This is a genomic window from Streptomyces ficellus (assembly GCF_009739905.1).
In the GTDB taxonomy this organism is placed as follows: domain Bacteria; phylum Actinomycetota; class Actinomycetes; order Streptomycetales; family Streptomycetaceae; genus Streptomyces; species Streptomyces ficellus_A.
On the sequence record NZ_CP034279.1, the window covers coordinates 4583425 to 4605244 of the forward strand.

General features: G+C 72.6%; 21 protein-coding genes. 10 read left to right on the forward strand and 11 right to left on the reverse strand.

Annotated elements, in window-relative coordinates; translation table 11 throughout:
* Position 1 precedes the first annotated feature (1 nt).
* From EIZ62_RS20490 to EIZ62_RS20530, 9 genes are all read left to right on the forward strand, one after another.
* Positions 2 to 1672, forward strand: coding sequence for a beta-N-acetylhexosaminidase (locus tag EIZ62_RS20490; protein ID WP_244375844.1), 1671 nt, complete (start codon positions 2 to 4; stop codon positions 1670 to 1672).
* Between the two features lie 304 nt (positions 1673 to 1976).
* Positions 1977 to 2852, forward strand: a complete 876-nt coding sequence (locus EIZ62_RS20495; protein ID WP_156694092.1) for an FAD binding domain-containing protein — start codon at positions 1977 to 1979, stop codon at positions 2850 to 2852.
* On the forward strand, positions 2849 to 4042 hold the full coding sequence (locus tag EIZ62_RS20500) for a (2Fe-2S)-binding protein (protein ID WP_156694093.1): 1194 nt from the start codon (positions 2849 to 2851) through the stop codon (positions 4040 to 4042). Before EIZ62_RS20495 ends, EIZ62_RS20500 begins: the two co-directional genes overlap by 4 nt.
* Positions 4039 to 6351 (forward strand): xanthine dehydrogenase family protein molybdopterin-binding subunit, encoded by a 2313-nt coding sequence (locus tag EIZ62_RS20505; RefSeq protein WP_156694094.1) that lies wholly within the window; start codon positions 4039 to 4041, stop codon positions 6349 to 6351. The genes EIZ62_RS20500 and EIZ62_RS20505 overlap by 4 nt, the downstream gene beginning before the upstream one ends.
* A gap of 79 nt (positions 6352 to 6430) precedes the next feature.
* Positions 6431 to 6631, forward strand: a complete 201-nt coding sequence (locus tag EIZ62_RS20510) for a ribbon-helix-helix protein, CopG family (RefSeq protein WP_156694095.1) — start codon at positions 6431 to 6433, stop codon at positions 6629 to 6631.
* Positions 6628 to 7008: a type II toxin-antitoxin system death-on-curing family toxin gene (locus EIZ62_RS20515; RefSeq protein WP_156694096.1), complete on the forward strand. Its 381-nt coding sequence runs from the start codon at positions 6628 to 6630 to the stop codon at positions 7006 to 7008. The genes EIZ62_RS20510 and EIZ62_RS20515 overlap by 4 nt, the downstream gene beginning before the upstream one ends.
* A 112-nt stretch (positions 7009 to 7120) precedes the next feature.
* The gene (locus EIZ62_RS20520) at positions 7121 to 8905 is read left to right on the forward strand and encodes a DEAD/DEAH box helicase (protein WP_156694097.1); all 1785 of its coding nucleotides are present in this window, start codon (positions 7121 to 7123) and stop codon (positions 8903 to 8905) included.
* A 270-nt stretch (positions 8906 to 9175) separates the two neighbouring features.
* Entirely contained in the window at positions 9176 to 9817 is a 642-nt protein-coding gene (locus EIZ62_RS20525) for an IclR family transcriptional regulator (RefSeq protein WP_156694098.1), read from the forward strand.
* A 57-nt stretch (positions 9818 to 9874) separates the two neighbouring features.
* Positions 9875 to 10663, forward strand: a complete 789-nt coding sequence (locus EIZ62_RS20530; protein WP_156694099.1) for a S16 family serine protease — start codon at positions 9875 to 9877, stop codon at positions 10661 to 10663.
* On the opposite strand, the gene EIZ62_RS20535 is transcribed toward EIZ62_RS20530, so the two are convergent.
* The 7 genes from EIZ62_RS20535 to EIZ62_RS20565 form a co-directional block, all read right to left on the reverse strand.
* Complete coding sequence (locus EIZ62_RS20535; RefSeq protein WP_244375846.1) at positions 10602 to 11867, reverse strand: MFS transporter; 1266 nt, start codon at positions 11865 to 11867, stop codon at positions 10602 to 10604. The genes EIZ62_RS20530 and EIZ62_RS20535 overlap by 62 nt on opposite strands.
* 235 nt (positions 11868 to 12102) lie before the next feature.
* On the reverse strand, positions 12103 to 12711 hold the full coding sequence (locus EIZ62_RS20540) for a winged helix-turn-helix domain-containing protein (protein ID WP_156694101.1): 609 nt from the start codon (positions 12709 to 12711) through the stop codon (positions 12103 to 12105).
* A 77-nt stretch (positions 12712 to 12788) separates the two neighbouring features.
* Positions 12789 to 13679, reverse strand: coding sequence for a glycine betaine ABC transporter substrate-binding protein (locus tag EIZ62_RS20545; RefSeq protein ID WP_156696517.1), 891 nt, complete (start codon positions 13677 to 13679; stop codon positions 12789 to 12791).
* Positions 13680 to 13771: 92 nt separating this feature from the next.
* Positions 13772 to 14683: an ABC transporter permease gene (locus EIZ62_RS20550; RefSeq protein ID WP_244375848.1), complete on the reverse strand. Its 912-nt coding sequence runs from the start codon at positions 14681 to 14683 to the stop codon at positions 13772 to 13774.
* Positions 14680 to 15885, reverse strand: a complete 1206-nt coding sequence (locus EIZ62_RS20555) for a betaine/proline/choline family ABC transporter ATP-binding protein (protein WP_156694102.1) — start codon at positions 15883 to 15885, stop codon at positions 14680 to 14682. The genes EIZ62_RS20550 and EIZ62_RS20555 overlap by 4 nt, the downstream gene beginning before the upstream one ends.
* Positions 15869 to 16525, reverse strand: coding sequence for an ABC transporter permease (locus EIZ62_RS20560; RefSeq protein ID WP_156694103.1), 657 nt, complete (start codon positions 16523 to 16525; stop codon positions 15869 to 15871). The genes EIZ62_RS20555 and EIZ62_RS20560 overlap by 17 nt, the downstream gene beginning before the upstream one ends.
* A 42-nt stretch (positions 16526 to 16567) precedes the next feature.
* The gene (locus tag EIZ62_RS20565) at positions 16568 to 17035 is read right to left on the reverse strand and encodes an Lrp/AsnC family transcriptional regulator (protein ID WP_156694104.1); all 468 of its coding nucleotides are present in this window, start codon (positions 17033 to 17035) and stop codon (positions 16568 to 16570) included.
* Between the two features lie 121 nt (positions 17036 to 17156).
* On the opposite strand from EIZ62_RS20565, the gene hppD reads away from it, so the two are divergent.
* Complete coding sequence (gene hppD, locus EIZ62_RS20570) at positions 17157 to 18302, forward strand: 4-hydroxyphenylpyruvate dioxygenase (RefSeq protein ID WP_156694105.1); 1146 nt, start codon at positions 17157 to 17159, stop codon at positions 18300 to 18302.
* A 391-nt stretch (positions 18303 to 18693) separates the two neighbouring features.
* Here hppD and EIZ62_RS20575 read toward each other — a convergent pair whose 3' ends face one another.
* The 4 genes from EIZ62_RS20575 to EIZ62_RS32850 form a co-directional block, all read right to left on the reverse strand.
* The gene (locus tag EIZ62_RS20575; RefSeq protein ID WP_156694106.1) at positions 18694 to 19236 is read right to left on the reverse strand and encodes an NUDIX hydrolase; all 543 of its coding nucleotides are present in this window, start codon (positions 19234 to 19236) and stop codon (positions 18694 to 18696) included.
* 5 nt (positions 19237 to 19241) lie between these two features.
* Positions 19242 to 20363, reverse strand: coding sequence for an adenosylhomocysteinase (locus EIZ62_RS20580; RefSeq protein ID WP_156694107.1), 1122 nt, complete (start codon positions 20361 to 20363; stop codon positions 19242 to 19244).
* A 54-nt stretch (positions 20364 to 20417) separates the two neighbouring features.
* Entirely contained in the window at positions 20418 to 20723 is a 306-nt protein-coding gene (locus EIZ62_RS20585) for a hypothetical protein (RefSeq protein WP_156694108.1), read from the reverse strand.
* Between the two features lie 164 nt (positions 20724 to 20887).
* Complete coding sequence (locus EIZ62_RS32850; protein WP_341873962.1) at positions 20888 to 21763, reverse strand: ATP-binding protein; 876 nt, start codon at positions 21761 to 21763, stop codon at positions 20888 to 20890.
* Positions 21764 to 21820: the final 57 nt, after the last annotated feature.

The following is a 21820-nucleotide window of genomic DNA, read 5'->3' on the forward strand; positions in this document are numbered from 1 at the left end:
GATGGATGACCACCCGATGGATCCCATGGACCTGATCCCCGCCCCGTCCGCCTCCCGGTGGGTACGGCCCGCCGGGTACGACGTCCTCGACACGGACACCCGACTGGAGGCCGGCCCGGGCACGGAGGGCGTCGCCCGCTGGTTCCGCGCCACGATCGGGGCCGCCACGGGCCTGCCCTTCCCGGACGGGAACGACACCGACGGCCGGATCGTGCTGGGCCTCGACCCCGCGCTGCCGCCCGAGGGCTACCGCATCGTCGTCGACGGGTACGCCCAGCGCATCGAGGGCGGCAGCGCCGCCGGAGTGTTCCGGGCCGTCCAGACGTACCGTCAACTCCTCGGACCCGACGCCTACCGCAGGGCGCCCGTCGGACCGCCCGGCCGTGAGTGGCGCGTCCCCACCGTCGTCGTCGAGGACGCGCCCCGCTTCCCCTGGCGCGGCCTCATGCTCGACGTCGCCCGGCACTTCCTCCCCAAGGACGACGTCCTGCGCTACCTCGACCTCATGGCCGCCCACCAGCTCAACGTCCTGCACCTGCACCTCACCGACGACCAGGGCTGGCGCATCGAGATCAAGCGGTACCCACGGCTCACCGAGGTCGGCTCCTGGCGGGCGCGCACCAAGCGGGGACACCGGGCCTCCCAGCTGTGGGACGACACCCCGCACGGCGGCCACTACACGCAGGACGACATCCGCGAGATCGTCGCCTACGCCGCCGAGCGGCACATCCGCGTCGTCCCCGAGATCGACGTCCCCGGCCACTCGCAGGCCGCCATCGCCGCGTACCCGGAACTCGGCAACACCGACGTCGTCGACACCACCACCCTCACCGTCTGGGACACCTGGGGCGTCAGCCCGAACGTGCTCGCCCCCACCGACGGCACGCTCCGCTTCTACGAGGGCGTCCTGGAGGAGGTCCTCGACCTGTTCCCGGCACAGACGTCGCCCTTCGTCCACCTCGGCGGCGACGAGTGCCCCAAGGACCAGTGGAGGGCCTCACCGGCCGCCCAGGCGCGCATCCGGGAGCTGGGCCTCGCCGACGAGGACGGGCTCCAGGCGTGGTTCGTCCGGCACTTCGGCCGGTGGCTCGCGGACCGGGGCCGCCGCCTGATCGGGTGGGACGAGATCCTGGAGGGCGGGACGGCGGCGGACCTCCCGCCGGGCGCCGTCGTGTCCTCGTGGCGCGGATACGCCGGCGGGATCGCCGCCGCCGAGGCGGGCCACGACGTCGTCATGTGCCCCGAACAGCACGTCTACCTCGACCACCGGCAGGACGGCGGCCCCGCCGAGCCGGTCCCCATCGGCTACGTCCGCACCCTGGAGGACGTCTACCGCTTCGAACCCGTACCGCCGGGGCTCGCCCCGGACGCCGCCGCGCACGTCGTCGGAACCCAGGCGAACGTCTGGACCGAGGTCATGGACTCCCGTTCCCGCGTCGACTACCAGGTCTTCCCGCGCCTCGCCGCGTTCGCCGAGGTCGCCTGGTCCACCCGGCTCCCGGCCGACCCCGCCGCGCGGGACTTCGCGGACTTCGAGCGCCGGATGACGGCCCACTACCGGCGCCTCGACGCCCTCGGCGTCGACTACCGGCCACCCGGCGGCCCGCTGCCCCGGCAGACCCGCCCGGGAGTGGCCGGCCGCCCGATCGAGGGGGCGCCCCCAAACGTGTGAGCGCGCGCAAAGGCGCGCCGCGCCCGTACCCGGCGCCCGGAACCGGAAGGCCGCCGGGACAAGTCGTACAAGGTTGCCGATGTCGCCGAGAAGTGGCAATCCGCGCGTGCCGCCGATGGCATGCCAAACCGGTTCATCTCGCAGGTCACGGGATGTCCGGGGCGGATGTGTGCTTCGCGGACCCTCGCGTCGCCCGGCGCCGAAGATGTGCCAGAGTTGCCACGTCGGGGCTGTGAGCACGTACGGTACGGCAACACAGGCGGGACAGCCGGGACAGCCGGGAGACCGGGAAGGGGCAGCTGGGTTGACCACGCACGCACCGCAGGCGGCGCAGTCCGTGACGCTGCCGGCCACGCTCGGCGAGGCAGTGGCGGCGCTCAGCGCCATGCCCGCCGCCGTGCCCGTGGCGGGCGGTACGGACTTGATGGCCGCCGTCAACAAGGGCCAGTTGCGACCCGCCGGGCTCGTCGGCCTCGGCCGCATCAACGAGATCCGGGGCTGGCAGTACCAGGACGGCCACGCCCTGCTGGGCGCCGGCCTCACCCACGCGCGCATGGGCCGCCCCGACTTCGCGGCGCTCATCCCCGCCCTCGCCGCCGCCGCCCGCGCGGCCGGCCCGCCCCAGATCCGCAACGCGGGCACCCTGGGCGGCAACATCGTCACCGCCGCCCCCACCGGCGACTCCCTGCCCGTGCTGGCCGCCCTGGAGGCGGACCTGGTCGTCGCGGGCCCCGGCGGGACGCGCGAGGTCCCGGTGACGCACCTGCTGGCGGGCCGCGAACTGCTCGGCCCCGCCGAACTGATCGGCTTCGTGCGCGTACCGCTCCTGCACGCCCCGCAGGTGTTCCTGAAGGCCACCGGCCGGACCGGCCCCGGGCGGGCCACCGCGTCCGTCGCGGTCGTCCTGGACCCGGCGCGGCGCGGCGTGCGCTGCGCGGTCGGGGCGATCGCCCCCATGCCGCTGCGGCCGCTGGAGGCGGAGCGCTGGATCGCCTCGCTGATCGACTGGGACGGCGACCGCGGGCTGGCGCCCGAGGCGCTGACGGCGTTCGGCGAGTACGTCGCGGCCGCCTGCATCCCGGACCCGCCGGGCGAGGAGCCGCTGCCGCCCGCCGTACTGCACCTGCGGCGCACGGTCGCCGCGCTGGCCCGACGGGCACTGGGGAGGGCGCTGTCGTGACCACCGACGAGAACGGCAACGGGCAGGAGCGGGGCGGCGGCTGGCAGCCGACGCCCCAGGGCGAGTACGACAGCGACGCCACCGCCTTCGTCCAGCTGCCGCCCGACATGTCGACGACCGGTGCCCCGCTGGAGGCCCCCGGCCACGGCTACGTGCCGCCGGAGGCCTGGGCGGCGCACGACCCGAACGCCACGGCGCAGTGGACCTTCCAGGCGGCGGCGCCCGCGCCCTCGGAGCTGACCGGACAGTGGACGATTCCGGTCGCCCAGGGGGATCTCCCGGACGAATCGGGCGAGTTCACCACGTCGTCGCTCGCCTCGCAGTGGACGAGCGGCAACCCGCCCGCCACCCTCCCGGGCGGCGCCCCCGCGCCCTGGGCGACGCCGCAGCCGCAGCCCGCCGCCCCGGAGCCGGACGAGGCCCCGGAGCCGGAGGCCCCCGCCCACGACCCCGCCTTCCAGGGCCCCGCCCCCGAAGGCCCCCAGGACGCGCCCGCTCCCGACGCGCCCGCTCCGGACGCCCCCGTTCCCGACGCGCCCGCTCCGGACGCCGCCGCGCAGCCCACGCACGTCACGGACAGCGACGAGCACCCGCACATCTCGTACGTGCTGCGCGTCAACGGCACCGACCGGCCCGTCACCGACGCGTGGATCGGCGAGTCCCTGCTGTACGTGCTGCGCGAGCGGCTCGGCCTCGCCGGCGCCAAGGACGGCTGCTCGCAGGGCGAGTGCGGGGCGTGCAACGTCCAGGTCGACGGCCGGCTCGTCGCCTCCTGCCTGGTGCCCGCGGCCACCGCGGCCGGCAGCGAGGTGCGGACGGTCGAGGGGCTGGCCACCGACGGCGAACCCTCCGACGTCCAGCGCGCCCTCGCCGCCTGCGGAGCCGTCCAGTGCGGCTTCTGCATCCCCGGCATGGCCATGACGGTCCACGACCTCCTCGAGGGCAACCACGCCCCGAGCGAGCTGGAGACCCGCCAGGCACTCTGCGGCAACCTCTGCCGCTGCACCGGCTACCGCGGCGTCCTCGACGCCGTCCGCGAGGTCGTCGCCGAACGCGCCGCCTCGGCGGCCGCCGCCGCGGAGGCCGCCGAGGCCGCGGGCGCGGCCGGGCGCGCCGACGGGACCGACGGCACAGGACAGGCCCGCATCCCGCACCAGATCCCCCACCCGCACGACGGAGGCATGGCGTGAGCAACGACGCGGCCACCGCCATCCCGGCGGTCGACGGCCCCCAAGGGCCCGCGCAGGAGCAGCCGGTCCACGGGCTCGGCGCGTCCCTCCCGCCCGCCGACGCCCGCGCCAAGACGGAGGGCACCTTCCCGTACGCCTCCGACCTGTGGGCCGAGGGCCTGCTGTGGGCGGCCGTCCTGCGCTCCCCACACGCGCACGCGCGCGTGCTCTCGATCGACACCACGGCCGCGGCCGAGATGCCCGGCGTGCGGGTCGTGGTGACCCACGCGGACGTGCCCGGCGAGGCGACGTACGGCCGCACGGTCGCCGACCGTCCCGTCTTCGCCTCCGACCTCGTGCGCCACCACGGCGAGGCCATCGCCGCGGTCGCGGCCGACCACCCGGACACCGCCCGCCTGGCCGCCGCCGCCATCGCCGTCGAGTACGAACTCCTCGACCCCGTCACCGACCCCGAGAAGGCCTTCGCCGCCCCGCCGCTCCACCCGGACGGCAACCTGATCCGCCACATCCCGCTGCGCTACGGCGACCCCGACGCGGCCGGCGAGGTCGTCGTGGAGGGCCTCTACCGCATCGGCCGGCAGGACCCCGCGCCGATCGGCGCCGAGGCCGGGCTCGCCGTGCCCCGCCCGGACGGCGGCGTCGACATCTACACCGCCTCCACCGACCCGCACACCGACCGCGACCTGGCCGCCGCGTGCTTCGGGCTCAGCCCCGAACAGGTCAAGGTCGTCGTCACCGGTGTCCCCGGCGCCACCGGCGACCGCGAGGACCCCGGCTTCCAGATCCCGCTCGGCCTCCTCGCCCTGCGCACCGGCTGCCCCGTCAAACTGGCCGCCACCCGCGAGGAGTCCTTCCTCGGCCACCCGCACCGCCACCCCACCCTCCTGCGCTACCGCCACCACGCGGACGCGGAGGGCCGCCTGGTCAAGGTCGAGGCGCAGATCCTGCTGGACGCCGGCGCCTACGCCGAGGCGTCCTCCGAGTCGCTCGCCGCCGCCGTCGCCTTCGCCTGCGGCCCGTACGTCGTCCCGCACGCGTTCGTCGAGGGCTGGGCGGTACGCACCAACAACCCGCCCTCGGGGCACGTCCGCGGCGAGGGCGCCATGCAGGTCTGCGCCGCCTACGAGGCCCAGATGGACAAGCTCGCCGCGCGGCTGGGCGTCGACCCCGCCGAGCTGCGCCTGCGCAACGCGCTCGCCACCGGCGACATCCTGCCCACCGGTCAGACGGTCACCTGCCCGGCGCCCGTCGCGGAACTCCTCCAGGCCGTCCGCGACTTCCCCCTCCCCGCCCTGCCCAAGGACGCCCCGGAGGACGACTGGCTGCTCCCCGGCGGCCCGGAGGGCGCGGGCGAGCCCGGCGCCGTACGCCGGGGCGTGGGGTACGCGCTGGGCATGGTCCACATGCTGGGGGCGGAGGGCACCGACGAGGTCTCCACGGCCACCGTCAAGGTCCACGACGGCATCGCCACCGTCATCTGCGCGGCCGTCGAGACCGGCCAGGGCTTCTCCACCCTGGCCCGCCAGATCGTCCAGGACACCCTGGGCATCGACGAGGTCCACGTCGCCTCCGTCGACACCGACCAGCCCCCGGCCGGCCCGGCGACCCACGGCCGGCACACCTGGGTGTCGGGCGGGGCGGTGGAACGCGCGGCGAAGATGGTGCGCACCCAGCTCCTCCAGCCGCTGGCGCACAAGTTCGGCATGTCCACCGAGCTGCTCCAGATCACCGACGGCAAGATCACGTCGTACGACGGGGTGCTGTCCACCACCGTCATGGAGGCCCTGGAGGGCAAGGAACTCTGGGCGACCGCCCAGTGCCGCCCCCACCCCACCGAGCCCCTCGACGAGGCGGGCCAGGGCGACGCGTTCGTCGGCCTCGCCTTCTGCGCCATCCGCGCGGTCGTCGACGTCGACATCGAACTCGGATCGGTCCGCGTCGTGGAGATGGCCGTGGCACAGGACGTCGGGCGCGTCCTGAACCCCGCCCAGCTCGCCACCCGCATCGAGGCGGGCGTCACCCAGGGCGTCGGCGCGGCCCTCACCGAGAACCTCCGCACCGCCCGCGGCCTGGTCCGCCACCCCGACCTCACCGGCTACGCGCTCCCCACCTCGCTGGACGCGCCGGACATCCGCATCGTCAAGCTGGTCGAGGAACGCGACGTGGTCGCCCCCTTCGGCGCCAAGGCCGCGAGCGCCGTCCCGGTGGTCACCTCCCCGGCCGCGGTCGCCTCCGCCGTCCGCTCCGCCACCGGCCGCCCCGTCAACCGCCTCCCCATCCGCCCCCAGGCGGCGGTCGCGGCGCCGTAGGACCCCTCGCGCGGCGCCCATGCGGCGGCGACGACCCGGTGGTACTACTTTGACCCCATCAAAGTAGTACCATTCTGGTATGGCCATGAACCTGCGTCTCCGCGACGACCAGACCGATGCCCTGAAGCAGCGCGCCGAGGAGGAGGGCCTCAGCATGCACGCCATAGTCCTCCGGGCGGTCGACGACTACCTGTCGCGCACCGCTCAGGAAGCCCTGGTGCGCAAGACCGCCAGGGAACAGGCCGCCAAGTGGCACGAACTCATGGAGCGGCTCAAGTGACCTTCCTCTACCTGGCGTCCGAGGACGTGCTGGCCGTCGCCGAGTACGCGGTCGACGATCAGGTCGTCGTCCTCCGGGACGCCGGCCTGCTCGAATCGGCCGTTCACCGTCCGTCGGCAGCGATGTTCGGAGAGGAGGCGTACCCCGATCTGCTCGACAAGGCGGCGGCGCTGCTTCAGTCGCTGGCGGTCAATCATCCGTTCGTGGACGGGAACAAGCGCACGGCCTGGCTGTCCTGTGTGACCTTCCTGGCCATGAACGGCGTCTCGTTGCGACCGGACATCGACACCGCCGAGCGGCTGGTGATCGCCGTCGCCACGGGTGAGGCGGACGAGGTGAAGGTCATCGCCCAAGGGTTGCGCGAGCTGCTGGTGTGACCCCTGTCGCACTCCGCGAGGTCACGGCGTCGTCCCGGCGGGGGTGGGGGCGGGGCACCGGTAGGGTGGCCCGGTTGTCGTACGTAACAGCCGAGAGACCGAAGCGGAGACCGTGACTACTACCGCCTCCCATCACCTCTCACCCGCCTTCCCCGGCCGTGCCCCCTGGGGTACCGCGAACAAGCTGCGCGCCTGGCAGCAGGCCGCGATGGACCGGTACGTGCAGGAGCAGCCGCGGGACTTCCTCGCGGTCGCGACGCCCGGCGCCGGCAAGACGACCTTCGCGCTCACCCTCGCGTCCTGGCTGCTGCACCACCACGTCGTGCAGCAGGTCACCGTCGTCGCGCCGACCGAGCACCTGAAGAAGCAGTGGGCCGCGGCCGCCGCGCGGATAGGGATCAAGCTGGACCCGGACTACAGCGCCGGGCCGCTGAGCAAGGAGTACCACGGCGTCGCGGTCACCTACGCCGGCGTCGGCGTACGGCCGATGCTGCACCGCAACCGCAGCGAGCAGCGCAAGACGCTCGTCATCCTCGACGAGATCCACCACGCCGGTGACTCCAAGTCGTGGGGCGAGGCGTGCCTGGAGGCGTTCGAGCCCGCCACGCGGCGGCTCGCGCTCACCGGTACGCCGTTCCGGTCCGACACCAACCCCATCCCCTTCGTCACGTACGAGGAGGGCAACGACGGCATCCGGCGCTCGTCCGCCGACTACACGTACGGATACGGCAACGCCCTCACCGACGGGGTCGTCCGCCCGGTGATCTTCCTCAGCTACAGCGGCAACATGCGCTGGCGCACCAAGGCCGGCGACGAGGTCGCCGCCCGGCTCGGCGAACCGATGACCAAGGACGCCGTCTCCCAGGCCTGGCGCACCGCCCTCGACCCGCGCGGCGACTGGATGCCGAACGTGCTGCGCGCCGCCGACCAGCGCCTCACCGAGGTCCGCAAGGGCATCCCGGACGCGGGCGGCCTCGTCATCGCCTCCGACCAGGACTCCGCACGCGCGTACGCCAAGCTCATCCGCGAGATCACCGGGACGAAGGCGACCGTCGTCCTCTCCGACGACGCGGGCGCCTCGAAGCGCATCGACGAGTTCAGCGAGGGCGACGACCGCTGGATGGTCGCCGTCCGCATGGTGTCCGAAGGCGTCGACGTGCCGCGCCTCGCCGTCGGGGTGTACGCGACGACGATCTCGACGCCCCTTTTCTTCGCCCAGGCGGTGGGCCGTTTCGTCCGTTCGCGCAGGCGCGGCGAGACCGCGTCCGTGTTCCTTCCCACCATCCCCAACCTGCTGACCTTCGCCAACGAGATGGAGGTCGAGCGCGACCACGCCCTCGACAAGCCGAAGAAGGAGGGGGAGGAGGACCCCTACGCCGAGTCCGAGAAGGAGATGGACGAGGCCAACAAGCAGGAGGACGAGGACACCGGCGAACAGGACATGCTGCCCTTCGAGGCGCTGGAGTCCGACGCCGTCTTCGACCGCGTCCTGTACGACGGCGCCGAGTTCGGCATGCAGGCCCACCCCGGCAGCGCGGAGGAGCAGGACTACCTCGGCATCCCCGGCCTCCTGGAGCCCGACCAGGTGCAGCTGCTGCTGCGCAAGCGGCAGGCCCGGCAGATCGCGCACAGCAAGCAGAAGCCGGCCGAGGAGGCCGACCTGCTGGAACTGCCGGCCGAGCGGCGTCCCGTCGTTTCCCACAAGGAACTGCTCGAACTGCGCAAGCAGCTCAACACGATGGTGAGCGCCTACGTCCACCAGAGCGGCAAGCCGCACGGCGTCATCCACACCGAGCTGCGCCGGGTGTGCGGCGGGCCGCCGAGCGCCGAGGCGACGGCCGGCCAGATCCGCGAGCGGATCAAGAAGGTCCAGGAGTGGGCCACCCGCATGCGCTGAGGCCGACGCGTGTCGCACGACGCGCATACCGGGGCGAAAATTCCCTTTCGCACATGCCTGCGACCGGATTCTGGACGAGGGCTTCCGCTGAGCGGAGTCCCTCGCTACTGTCCCGGCCATCGCAATGCAACGCCCCGTGGCAGCGCCGCCGCGGAGCGCAGCCGGTGTGCCATGGCCTGCCGGCGGCCTCTCCGTGCGTCGCCGAAGGGACCGGTGGCGCGTCCGCCTTTGAGAGTGTCCGCCGTCACTCACTCCGAAGGAGAGGGCGTCGTGACCGCGGAGACTTCCCAGACGCTCGACCGAGGACTGCGCGTCCTCAAGCTGCTCGCCGACACCGACCACGGGCTGACCGTCACCGAGTTGTCCAACAAACTCGGCGTCAACCGCACCGTCGTCTACCGTCTGCTCGCCACCCTGGAACAGCACGCCCTGGTACGCCGTGACCTCGGCGGCCGCGCCCGCGTCGGCCTCGGCGTCCTGCGCCTGGGCCGCCAGGTGCACCCGCTGGTGCGCGAGGCCGCGCTGCCCGCGCTGCGCTCGCTGGCCGAGGACATCGGGGCCACCGCCCACCTCACCCTGGTCGACGGGGCGGAGGCGCTCGCCGTCGCCGTCGTCGAACCGACCTGGACCGACTACCACGTGGCCTACCGGGCCGGGTTCCGCCACCCGCTGGACCGCGGCGCGGCCGGCCGCGCGATACTCGCCGCCCGCCAGGGCGCCCTCGGCGACCCCGGCTACACGCTCACCCACGGCGAACTGGAGGCCGGCGCGAGCGGCGCGGCGGCCCCGCTGGTCGGGGTGACCGGCGTCGAGGGCAGCGTCGGCGTGGTCATGCTCGCCGACGCCGTACCGGAGCGGGTCGGGCCCCGCGTCGTCGACGCCGCCCGCGAGGTCGCGGACGCCCTGCGCTGACGCCGCGGCCGAACGCCCCGCGCCGGGGCGCGGGCGGGCTGCCGATAGATTGGCACCGTGCTCTCCACGCTCTCGCGCCCCCGCGCTCTCGCCCTGTGCGCCCTTCCCGTCGTCGCGCTGCTCGCCGTCGCCGGGCTGGCGCCGCTGCCGTTCACCCTCGCGCAGCCGGGCTCGACCAGTGACGTCCTGGGGGAGCACAAGGGCAAGCAGGTGATCACCGTCTCCGGCGTGCCCGTCCGCGCGACCACGGGCGAGCTGCGCATGACCACCATCGTGGCCACCGGCCCCCGCACCCCCGTCGACCTCGGGGACGTCGTCGACAACTGGTTCCGCGGCGACCGGGCCGTCCTGCCGCACGACTCGGTCTACCCGGCCGGCAAGTCCGACGCCGAGATCACCGAGCGCAACATCGGCCAGATGCGCGAGTCGCAGAACAGCGCCGTACAGGCCGCGCTCGACTACCTGGGCAAGAGCCCGGAGCAGGTGAAGGTCGACCTCCAGCTCGCCGACATCGGCGGCCCCAGCGCCGGGCTGTTCTTCGCGCTCGGGATCATCGACAAGGTCCAGGGCGACGGCAGGGGCGGTGACCTCACCGGCGGCCGGACCATCGGCGGCACCGGGACCGTCGCCGCGGACGGCACGGTCGGGGCCGTGGGCGGGGTGTCCCTCAAGACACAGGCCGCCCACCGCGACGGCGCCACCGTCTTCCTCGTACCGAAGGACGAGTGCGCGGACGCCGAGGCCGAGAAGCCGGCGGGCCTGCGGCTCGTCCCCGTCACCACCCTCAAGGACGCGGTGTCGTCGCTGCGCGCTCTGGAACAGGGGAAGAAGGTCCCGAGCTGCTGAGCCCGGGCGCCGGACCGTCCATCTCCCGCCAGCTGGGGAACAGCGCGGGCGTGAGCGTCGTCAGGAAGTAGAGGCCGCCGACCGCCAGCAGCGTCGGCACCAGCCCGGCCCGCTCCACCAGGAAGCCCGCGCCCACCCCGCCTAGCGGCATCGCCAGCAGCGCCCCCGCCGTCGTCACCCCCGCCACCCGGCTGCGCAGCGCGTCGGGGATCCGTTCGTACAGGACCGTCGTCAGGATCGGGTTGAGCGTCCCGGAGCCCAGTCCGCCGACCGCCGCGGTCACCACCAGCGGCCACACGCTCTCCGTCGTCGCCGCCGTGAGGAACGGCGGAGCCCCGCTCAACAGGAACGCGACCGTGAACACCGTCCGCCGCCGGCAGCGGTCCCCCAGCGCCGCGTAGAGCAGGGCGCCCAGCAGCGCGCATCCGCCCCACACGGCCGAGACCAGGCCGATCGCCGCCGCGCCGCCCAGGTTCCGCTGGGCGTGCACCGGCAGGAGCACCGCGCTCCAGCCCTGGCTCAGGCCGTTGGTGACCATCACCATCAGCGTGATGCCCAGCAGCAGCCGGGAGCCCAGCACGAAGGCGTACCCCTCGCGCAGCTCCGCCCGGTACCGCGCCGGCGAGACGGGCACGGCGGAGCGTTGCGGCTCGGCGGCCTTCACGCCGCGTACGCCGCCGAGGACCAGCAGCGCGGAGAGCCCGAACGTCGCCGCGTCCAGCAGCAGGACCGTCTCCGCACCGACCAGCGCGATCAGCACGCCCGCGAGGGCCGCCCCCGCCATCCGCGCCCCGCGCGACACCGCGTCGAACAGGCTCGCCGCCCGCGCGAGGGTGGTCCCGGCCCGCTCGGCGAGGTCCGGCACGAGGACGTGGCGGGCGGTCTGGCCGGGTGCGTGGCACAGTCCGGCCACGCCCATCAGCGCGCACAGCCCCCAGAATTCCAGCCGCCCCGCGTGGTGCAGGAGCGGGATCGCGGCCATCGCGAGCGCGCAGACCAGGTCCGAGGCGACGCTGACGCGCCGCCGCCCGATCCGGTCGATGACCGGCCCGCCGACGATCGCCGACACCACCACGGGCAGGGTGGCGCAGAAGGCGACGAGTCCCGCCTTGCCGGGGCTTCCCGTGGTCTGGAGCGCGAACCACGGGACGCCGATGAGGGTCAGTGAGCTGCCGCTGGTGGATATCGCGTTGGCCGCCAGCACGGCCGTGAGCGGCCCCCGCCGCCGCCCGCTCACGCGATACGGGCGGTGCGGAGCGGGGCCGGGGGAGCGGCGACCAGCCGCAGGCCGAGCTCGACGAGCGTCCAGCCCAGCCGGGTGCGCAGCGGGCGGCGGTCGCGGACGGCGGGCCGCCGGGGAGCGCGGTCCCTTAAGTCGCTCGCGCGCAGTGCGTGCAGGCGCAGGTGTATGTCGGGATGCATGGCGGTCGGTCGTCCCTTCAGTCGTCGGTCTGCGGGAAGGCGTGCAGGTGGAGCCGTACCTGGGTGGCGTCCTCGGCGGGCTCGACGTCGCGGTAGCCGTTGATCAGGGCGTGCAGCTTCTCGTCGAGCTCGCGCAGTTGGGCGGGGCCGAGGCGCAGGGTGAAGTCGCTCAGGTCGGCGCTCCTCGCCCAGTCCGCCGGCCAGTCGCGCATCGTGCCGATCCAGGTGGACAGCTCCTGGCCGTGGAGGGTGGCGATCTCGTGCAGGAACACGTTGACCGCGCCGCGCGTCTCGGCGTCCTCCTGGTCGAAGAGCGAGTCGTCCCAGGCGGTGCCCTGGTGCACGGCCCGCCACCAGCGCTCCCGCCCCTTGCCCCGCTCCGGGTCGTCCTCGACGAAGCCGTACGAGGCGAGCTGGCGCAGGTGGTAGCTGGTGGCGCCGCTCGACTCGCCCAGCCGCCCGCCCAGTTGGGAGGCGGTGGCCGGGCCGTGGTGGCGCAGGGCGTTGAGCAGCCGGATGCGCAGGGGGTGGGCGAGGCCGCGCAGGGAGCGGGGGTCGAGCTGCCGGATCGACGGCGGTCCGGGGGGAGCGTGCTTCTCGGGCTCGGTCTTCTCGGGCTCGGGCATGCCCTCAGCGTAGAGTTGCAAAGGAATGCTTGCAAGGGTTTCTTTGCATCGAGTTCTTTGCGTCAACCGCCCACGTGTCAGGGCAGCTTGATGAACCCCTGCTCCACCAGCCACTCCTTCGCCACCGTGTGCGGGTCCTCCCCGTCCACGTCCACCCGCGCGTTCAACTCCTGCGCCACCGCGGTGTTCAGGCGCGCGCTCAGCGGGTCGAGCAGCTCCGCGATCACCGGATACCGCTGGAAGGTCGGGGTGTGCAGGGCGGGCGCCGCGTTGTAGTTGGGGAAGAAGTGCTTGTCGTCGGCCATGGTGTCCAGGTTCATCGCCTTGATCCGGCCGTCCGTCGTGTACGCCTCGCCCAGCAGGCACGAGCCCGACTTCGCCACCTGGGTGTAGATGATCCCGGCGTCCATCTTGCGGATGTTGCCCGCCGGGATGTCCATGCCGTAGGCCTTCTCCATGCCCGGCAGCCCGTCCTCGCGGGAGGCGAACTCGTTCTCCACGCACAGCGTCACCGCCGACGGGTCGCGGCGCGACAGCTCCGCCACGTCCGACAGCGTCCGCAGCTTGTACCTGGCGTTGTTCCGCTTGTTGATGGCCAGCGTGTACGTGTTGTCCAGCGTGGACGGCGGCAGCCAGGTCACGCCGTTGCGCACGTCCACGTCCCGGACCGCCTCCCACTGGCCGCGCGGGTCGGCGATCGGCTTCTGGTTGCCCTGGTAGGTGATCCACGCCGTACCCGTGTACTCGTAGATCGCGTCCGCGTCGCCCTTGATGATCGCCTCCCGGCCGCTGATCGAGCCCGGCAGGTTCGTCCGGTCCAGCACCTCGGCGCCCGCCGCCTTGAAGATCAGCCCGATCATCTGGCCGAGGATGATGTTCTCGCTGAAGTTCTTCGACGTGATCGTCAGCGACGCGCCCGCGAGCGGCAGCCCCTTGCCGACCGAGCCGGGCCGGACGTCGTCCACCATCGGCGAACCGCTCTTCAGCCCGCACCCCGACAGCCCGGCCGCCACCAGGGCCAGCACCGGCACCAGCGCCCCCCGCCCGTACCGCTTCCGCTTCACCCGGCCTCCAGCCCGCGGGGCGTCATCGCCAGCTCCGCCAGCGACGCCAGCCAGTCGACCAGCAGCGCCAGCGCCACCGTCAGGACCGAACCCAGCACCAGCACCGCCATCCGCTGCGTCTGGATGCCCGTCGTGATCAGGTCGCCGAGACCGCCGCCACCGACGAACGTCGCCAGCGTCGCCGTACCCACGTTGAGCACCAGCGCCGTCCGCACACCCGCCAGGATCAGCGGCACGGCCAGCGGCAGCTCCACCCGCAGCAGCCGGCCCGCCGCCGACATGCCGATGCCCCGCGCCGCCTCCACCAGCTGCGGATCGATGGCCCGCAGACCGGCCATCGTGTTGGACAGCACCGGCAGCACCGCGTAGATCACCATGCCGGTGACCGCCGTCGACGGCCCGATGCCCAGCCAGATCACCAGCAGCGCCAGCAGCCCGATCGCAGGGGTCGCCTGGCCGACGTTCGCCACCGCCGTCGCGACCGGCGCCCCCCGGCTCAGACCGTGCCGCGTCAGCGCGATCCCCAGCGGGATCGCGATCAGCAGCACCCAGAACGTGGACACCGCCGTGAGCTTGACGTGCTGCCACAGCCGCAACTGGACGTTCCCGCCCGCCAGCGCGTTCTCGGCGATCACGTCCAGGTGGACGTTCGAGATCCACAGGTACGTCACCAGCAGCAGCACGGCCAGCACCGCCGGCATGACGACCAGCTTCCGCACCGGGACGCGCCGGCCGGCCGCGCCCGGCCGCCGCCCGGCCCCGCCCCGTCCGGACGCGCCCCGTCCGGACGCGCCCCGTCCGGACGCGCCCCGTCCGGCCGCGGGTTCGTTCTCCCGGACGTCGTCGTCCCGGTGCCGGTCCTCCTCCTGGTGCCGGTCCTCCTCGGAGTCCTCCACCCGGGGGTTCACCGGCCGCCCTCCAGCTCCACCTCGGTCTGGTGGTGGCGCGTCTCCTCCAGGTCGTGCTGGTGCTCGACGGCCGCCAGCCGGTCCGCCTCCAGCATCTCGTGCACCGAGTTCATCAGCGTCTCCATGTCGACGACCCCGATGTACTCGCCGCGCCGGCCCGTCACCGCCACCCGTCCCGCCGAGTCGAGGAGTACCGCCTCCAGCGCGTCGTGCAGCGTCGCGTCCCGCGTGACCGTGTCGTGCACCAACTGGCCCGCCCGCGCGAGCGACCCCTTGGCCCGCATCAGGTCACCGCGCCGCAGCCACTTGTACGGCCGGCCGCGCCGGTCCAGCATCAGCAGCTCGTTGTGCAGCCCGCCCCGCAACCGGTTGAAGATCGTCTGGAGCGGGTCGTCCACCGACACCGTAGGGAAGTCGGCGATCTCCACGTCCCGCACGCGCGTGAGGTTCAGCCGCTTCAGCGCCGCCCCCGCCCCCACGAACCCCGACACGAAGTCGTCCGCCGGGTTGGTGAGGATCGCCTCCGGCGTGTCGAACTGGGCGATGTGCGAACGCTCGCGCAGCACCACGATCCGGTCGCCCAGCTTGATCGCCTCGTCGAAGTCATGGGTGACGAACACGATCGTCTTGTGCAGCTCGTGCTGGAGCCGGATCAGCTCGTCCTGGAGGTGGTCGCGCGTGATGGGGTCCACCGCGCCGAACGGTTCGTCCATCAGCAGCACCGGCGGATCCGCCGCCAGCGCCCGCGCCACGCCCACCCGCTGCTGCTGCCCGCCCGACAACTGGCGCGGATAGCGCCCGTGGAACTCCCGCGGGTCCAGACCCACCAGGTCCAGCATCTCCTCGACCCGGTCGCGCACCCTCGCCTTCGACCAGCCCGTCATCTTGGGTACGAGGGCGATGTTCTCGGCGACCGTCATGTGCGGGAACAGCCCGGACGACTGGATCGCGTACCCCACCTTCCGGCGCAGCTTCACCGGATCCATGCGGGTCACGTCCTCGTCGTTGATCCGGATCCGGCCCGACGACGGCTCGATCAACCGGTTGATCATCTTCAGGGTCGTCGACTTGCCGCAGCCCGACGGCCCCACGAAGATCACCGTCTCGCCCGGCCGGATCTCCATGGAGACGTTGTCCACCGCCGGGGCCGGATTGCCCGGGTACCGCTTCGACAGGTTCTCCAGCTCAATGCTCGCGCCCACGGATCCCCCTCGGAATCGTCAGCCGCCCGAGCAGGACGTACGCGGCGTCGAACAACAGGGCCAGGATCACGATCCCCACCGTCCCCGCCAGCACCTGGTTGAGCGCGTTGGCACTGCCCAGCGAGGCGATCCCCCGGAAGATCTCATTGCCCAGCCCCGGCCCCGAGGCGTACGCCGCGATCGCGGCGATGCCCATCAGCATCTGCGTCGACACCCGGATCCCCGTCAGGATCGGCGGCCACGCCAGCGGCAGCTCCACCCGCGCCAGCCGGGCCGCCGGGGACATCCCGATGCCCTTCGCGGCGTCCACCAGCGCCGGGTCCACCCCCCGCAGCCCCACGATCGCGTTCCGCACGATCGGCAGCAGCCCGTACAGCACCAGCGCGATCACCGTGGGCGGCACCCCGAGCCCCACCACCGGGATCAGCAGGCCGATCAGCGCCAGCGAGGGGATCGTCAGGATCGTGGCCGTGGACGTGATCGCCAAGTTCCCCGCCCAGCCGCTGCGGTACGACACCAGGGCGATCAGCACGCCCAGCGCCGTGGCGATCACCATGCATTGGAAGACGGCGCTGACGTGCTGGTACGCGTCCGTGAGCAGCTGCTGGTGGCGGCTGGCCACGTACTCCCAGAAGCTCACGGCCGTCCTCCCTTCGCTGCGTACGCCCTGCTCCCGCGCGGCCTACTCCTGCGCGGCCTGCTCCACCAGCGGGATGATCCGCAGCGGCACCGGGTTCTCCATGACGATCGCCGTGGAGGCGCGGACGATGCCATCAAAACCGACAACCCGGTCGATCACCCGCTGGAGATCCGCGTTCGACCGGGCGACCAGCCGGCACAGCATGTCCCCGTGCCCGGTCGTCGTGTGCAGCTCCAGCACCTCCGGCACACCCGCCAAGTGCTCCCGCACATCGGGCCCTTGCCCCTGCTTGATCTCCAGCGTCGCGAACGCCGTCACCGGGTAGCCCAGCGCCGCCGGGTCCACCTCCGGACCGAAGCCCCGGATGACTCCGTTCGACTGAAGCCGGTCCAGCCGCGCCTGCACCGTGCCGCGCGCCACGCCCAGCCGCCGCGACGCCTCCAGCACGCCTATGCGCGGCTCCCGCGCCAGCAGGGCGATGAGCCTGCCGTCCAGATGATCGATCGCCATGGCCGTCTCCCGATGGTCATCATGTACAGAACGCCCGGTCACTCTGCCCGCCTGCTGTACAGATTGCCCAGCGCCTGCCACAACTATTGCGCACCTTGCGGAACGGAGAGAACCTGCCGCCATGACTGAGACCATCTCCCACACCCCCGACACCGCCCGGCAGGCCGACCCCTTCCCGGTGAAGGGAATGGACGCGGTCGTCTTCGCCGTCGGCAACGCCAAGCAGGCCGCGCACTACTACTCCACCGCCTTCGGCATGAAGCTGGTCGCCTACTCCGGACCGGAGAACGGCAGCCGCGAGACCGCCAGTTACGTCCTGGCCAACGGCGGCGCGCGCTTCGTGTTCACGTCCGTCATCAAGCCCTCCACCGACTGGGGCCGCTTCCTCGCCGAGCACGTCGCCGAGCACGGCGACGGCGTCGTCGACCTCGCCATCGAGGTCCCCGACGCCCGCAAGGCGTACGCCTACGCCGTCGAGCAGGGCGCGACCGGCGTCACCGAGCCGTACGAGGTCAAGGACGAGCACGGCACCGTCGTCCTCGCCGCCATCGCCACCTACGGCAAGACCCGCCACACCCTCGTCGACCGCTCCGGCTACGACGGCCCCTACCTCCCCGGCTTCGTCGCCGCCAACCCGATCGTCGAGCCGCCGGCCAAGCGCACCTTCCAGGCCATCGACCACTGCGTCGGCAACGTCGAGCTCGGGAAGATGAACGACTGGGTGGCCTTCTACAACAAGGTCATGGGCTTCACCAACATGAAGGAGTTCGTGGGCGACGACATCGCCACCGAGTACTCCGCGCTGATGTCCAAGGTCGTCGCCGACGGCACGCTCAAGGTCAAGTTCCCGATCAACGAGCCCGCGATCGCGAAGAAGAAGTCGCAGATCGACGAGTACCTGGAGTTCTACGGCGGCGCCGGCGTCCAGCACATCGCGCTCGCCACGAACGACATCGTGCACACCGTCCGCACCATGCGGGCCGCCGGTGTCCAGTTCCTCGACACCCCCGACTCGTACTACGACACCCTCGGCGAGTGGGCCGGCGAGACGCGGGTGCCCGTCGAGACCCTGCGCGAGCTGAAGATCCTCGTCGACCGCGACGAGGACGGCTACCTGCTCCAGATCTTCACCAAGCCGGTCCAGGACCGCCCGACCGTCTTCTTCGAGATGATCGAGCGCCACGGATCGATGGGCTTCGGCAAGGGCAACTTCAAGGCGCTCTTCGAAGCGATCGAGCGCGAGCAGGAGAAGCGCGGCAACCTCTGACCGGCTCCCCCCGTTGTGGGCAATCGTCCCGCAGTGCGGGACGGGTGGGCACAACGGGGCCGGGGCGGTGCCCTGTCCCGGTTCGCCCTGGGGCGGTGCCTTGGGTGCGGTGACCCCCGGTGGGTGTGGGGCGTGGCCCCTCCGGGCTCGCCTCCTCGGGGCCGGCGGCCTCGGGTTACGGGCGAGGGAGCCGAACCAGAGCCGCCAGCCCCTGCGGGGGCGACCCTGCACGGCCCCACCCCGGTGCGTCGCCGACTGCGGGACGGTGGGTCGGGCTCGGCACTTCCCTGTTGCCCTGCCCATGCGTTCCATCGGGCTCGCCTGGACCGCAGGGCCTGGGCCGCGACACGACCTGATGGTGGAGATGGCCGTCCCCGCGCCGTGGGGGGCGTCAGCGCAGAACCTGGGCAATCCGCTGGCGGAGGGCGTCGTCGCTGATGTTGTCGATCTCGCGCCAGACGGCGTCTGAGACCTCTTCGGTCTGGAGTTCGCCGATGTCGGCGGTGGTGCGGAAGAGGTACCGGAAGTCGAAGTGGTGGTGGGCGGACTCGTCCTTGGCGGGGTTGGCGTCGATGGGGTGGATGTCGATGTGGAGGGGGGTCTGGCTGTGCGGGGTGATCACGTGGGGCGGGATCCCGGTCTCCTCGGTGAGCTCACGGCCGGCGGCCTGGAGAAGGGTGCCGTCAGAGGCCTCGAGGTGCCCCCCAGGCAGCAGCCACTTCTGGGTGGCGTTGTGGAGAATGTGCAGGATGCGGCTGTCGGGGTCGACGAGGATCGCGCCTGCAGTGACATGACCGGGCAAGGTCTTGCGGCTGGTGAGGTCGTCGCCGTCGTCCAGGAGTCCGAGGACGACGCCGAGCTCGGTCTTGGCCTCGGGGCGCTGGGCGAGGTAGTCGGCGAGCGTGGTGCGGATGTGGTCTGCCGTGATGGCCATGGTGATCACCTGTTGAAGTAGTTGAGCCAGTTCGCCGCGATGGCGGCGCGGTCGGCCGCGGGGACCTCGTGGATGCCGGGGACGAGGTCTTCGCGGGTGAGCATCCTGATCGCGGCGAGGATCTCGGCCTGGACCAGGAAGATGAACGGCCCAACGCTGGCGCCGTGGATGAAGTTGACGGCGTTGCCGCCGTTCGCCAGATAGAAGTAATGGCCGGTGGTCTGGTAGCGGGTGACGTGGTCGCCGACCTGCGTGCGGGTGTAGACGTCGGGCAGGCCGGCGAGGTCGAGCTCGTCCTCGCTGGAGGTGACGGTGGCGATGTAGGTGCCGTTGCGGAGGTGGGGGAAGTCCTCGCCTCGCAGGGAGACCGCTCCGGTCGCGCAGAGGACGAGGCCGGCGCCGGTCAGGGCGGCCTCCCGGTCGCGGGCGACGGCGAAGCCCTGGGAGAGAGCCTGGGTTCGGCGGACGGGATCGATGTCGAAGACGGTGACCTGAATTCCCTTGGCGTGCAGGAGCCGGGCGATGGAGGAGCCGAGCTTGCCGAAGCCGATCACGAGGGTAGGACGGCCGTGGAGGATGTCGCCGCGTCCGCGCATGACGGCCTCGGTGGAGAAGACGACGGACTGGCCGACGAGGAAGTCCTCGGGATCCTTCAGCGGAGACCGGGCGACCGAGATGACGGGGCAGGGCAGCTTGTCGAGGTCCTCGTAGCGGCGGTGGCCGTTCTCGGTGTCCTCGATCACCCCTGCGAGCCGTCCGGTGAAGCGGCTGTGGACCGTCTCGAGGGTGGGGGCGAAGTAGCCGCCGACGTCCAGCAGGCAGGTCGTCTCCCCGGCGGCCCGGGACTCGAGGTAGTCCAGGGCGGCGTCGGGGTCGGTGAACAGTTCGCGGGTCAGCGTGTCGACGGCGGTGGTGTGCTCGACCTCGCGCCGGGCGGAGACGTCGATGGACTTCGGCTTGGGCAGTACCGCCTTCAGGGTGGTCGTCGCCGCGACGGCGCGGACGAAGGAGGGCCGCTCGGGCAGCAGGTGGGTGATGAGGAAGGTCGCAATCTTCTCGTCGGGGGCGAAGTTGGTGGCGATCTTGGTGAAGTAGGCGTCCAGCCTGGCGCGCTCGAAGATTTCCATGGCAGTTCCCTCTCCGGAAGGTGAGTTGGGTGGTGCATGGGGGGGCTGGGTGGTTCAGGCAGTGCGGGAGGTGCGGCAGGCGAAGCCGAACAGCAGCCGGCCCCGGGCGAGGGCGGCGTCGATATAGGCGTCGACGCGGGGTGCGTCGGCGGACTGGGCGATCGGGTCCGGTCCGAGGATCAGGGTGGCCCGCCCGTGGTCGTGGACGAGGCGGGTCCACTGCGGGTGGGCGGGCAGTTGCAGGCCCCAGTGGGCGCCGGGGAACCGCAGCAGGGTGTGGGAGCCGACGGTCACCAGGGTTCCGAGGGTGGCGGGCTCGACCCGGGCGAGACCGCCGAGGGTCTCGACGAGGTGCCGCAAGCGGGCCTCGATCGCGTCGAGGGGGTCGTGGCTGGTGCGGCCGAGCCGGTGGGCCAGCAGGAGGTGGGCGACCTGCTGTCCGTCCGGGGTGGTGCCGGGTCAGGTCCAGGCGCCCAGCGAGGCCAGCAGCCCGGTGTCCGGGCCGGTGGTGGGGGCGGTGTGGGTCAGCATGTCCGGACCTCCTGACTGACTTGGACCGGGGTGGCCGGCAAGGCGGTGGGGAAGTGAGACCAGACGATCTTCCCGCTCGGCTGGCGGGGGGTGACGCCCCAGCGGGCGGCGAGGGCGGCGGCGATCACCAGTCCTCGGCCGGTCTCGGCCGCCGGGTCCGGTTCGGCGGGGTCGGGCAGGGGCTGGAGAGCGTCGCGGCTGTCGTGGACTTCCAGGCGGACGCCGTCGGTCTGGGCCTCCAGGCGGACGAGGAAGCCGCGGTGGCGTTCGCTGCCGTGGGAGAGCGCGTTGGTGGCGAGTTCCGAGACGACCAGGCGGATGTCGCCGGTGTCGTCCAGGCCCCAGTCCCTCAGCGTCCTGGTGGTGAAGTCACGTGCCGCTTTGACCGATTCGGGCCGGTGGTCGAAGAACGTCTGAGTCGCTACAGGCATGGGGGCCTCACGTGTCGTGGTCCAGGGCGGGGGCGGGACTGCGGCGGCGGCCCCGTTCGGACGGGGCCCCGGGCCGAGGGGAGCCGGGCGGGGGGTGCGGGGGCCGCGGACCAGCAGCAGCCGGGCGCCGGAGGCGATGACCCGGGCCTGCCGGGGGGTGGCTATCGTCTTCGGCCCCAGGTGCGAGAGAGCGGGCAGGACGACGCCGTAGGTGCCGCGCAGGTCCAGGGCGTCCAGCAGGCCGGTGAACACGGCCGACCGCTCGGTGCCCGCCCTCCGTTCGGTGAAGACCCCGTGCAGGGCGAGCTCGTGCCGGCGGCAGTACTCAGCCAGAGCGTCGTGCAGGGCGTCCTGGCGGGCGGCGGAGACCCGCACCAGCCTCAGGAAGCCATAGACGACCGGGCCGCTGACGCCGCGATGCTCGGTGAGGGGCTCCATCGTTCGCAACCATCCAGGCAAGTCCGGCAACTGCTGTCACCGGTCAGCCTGGGCCAG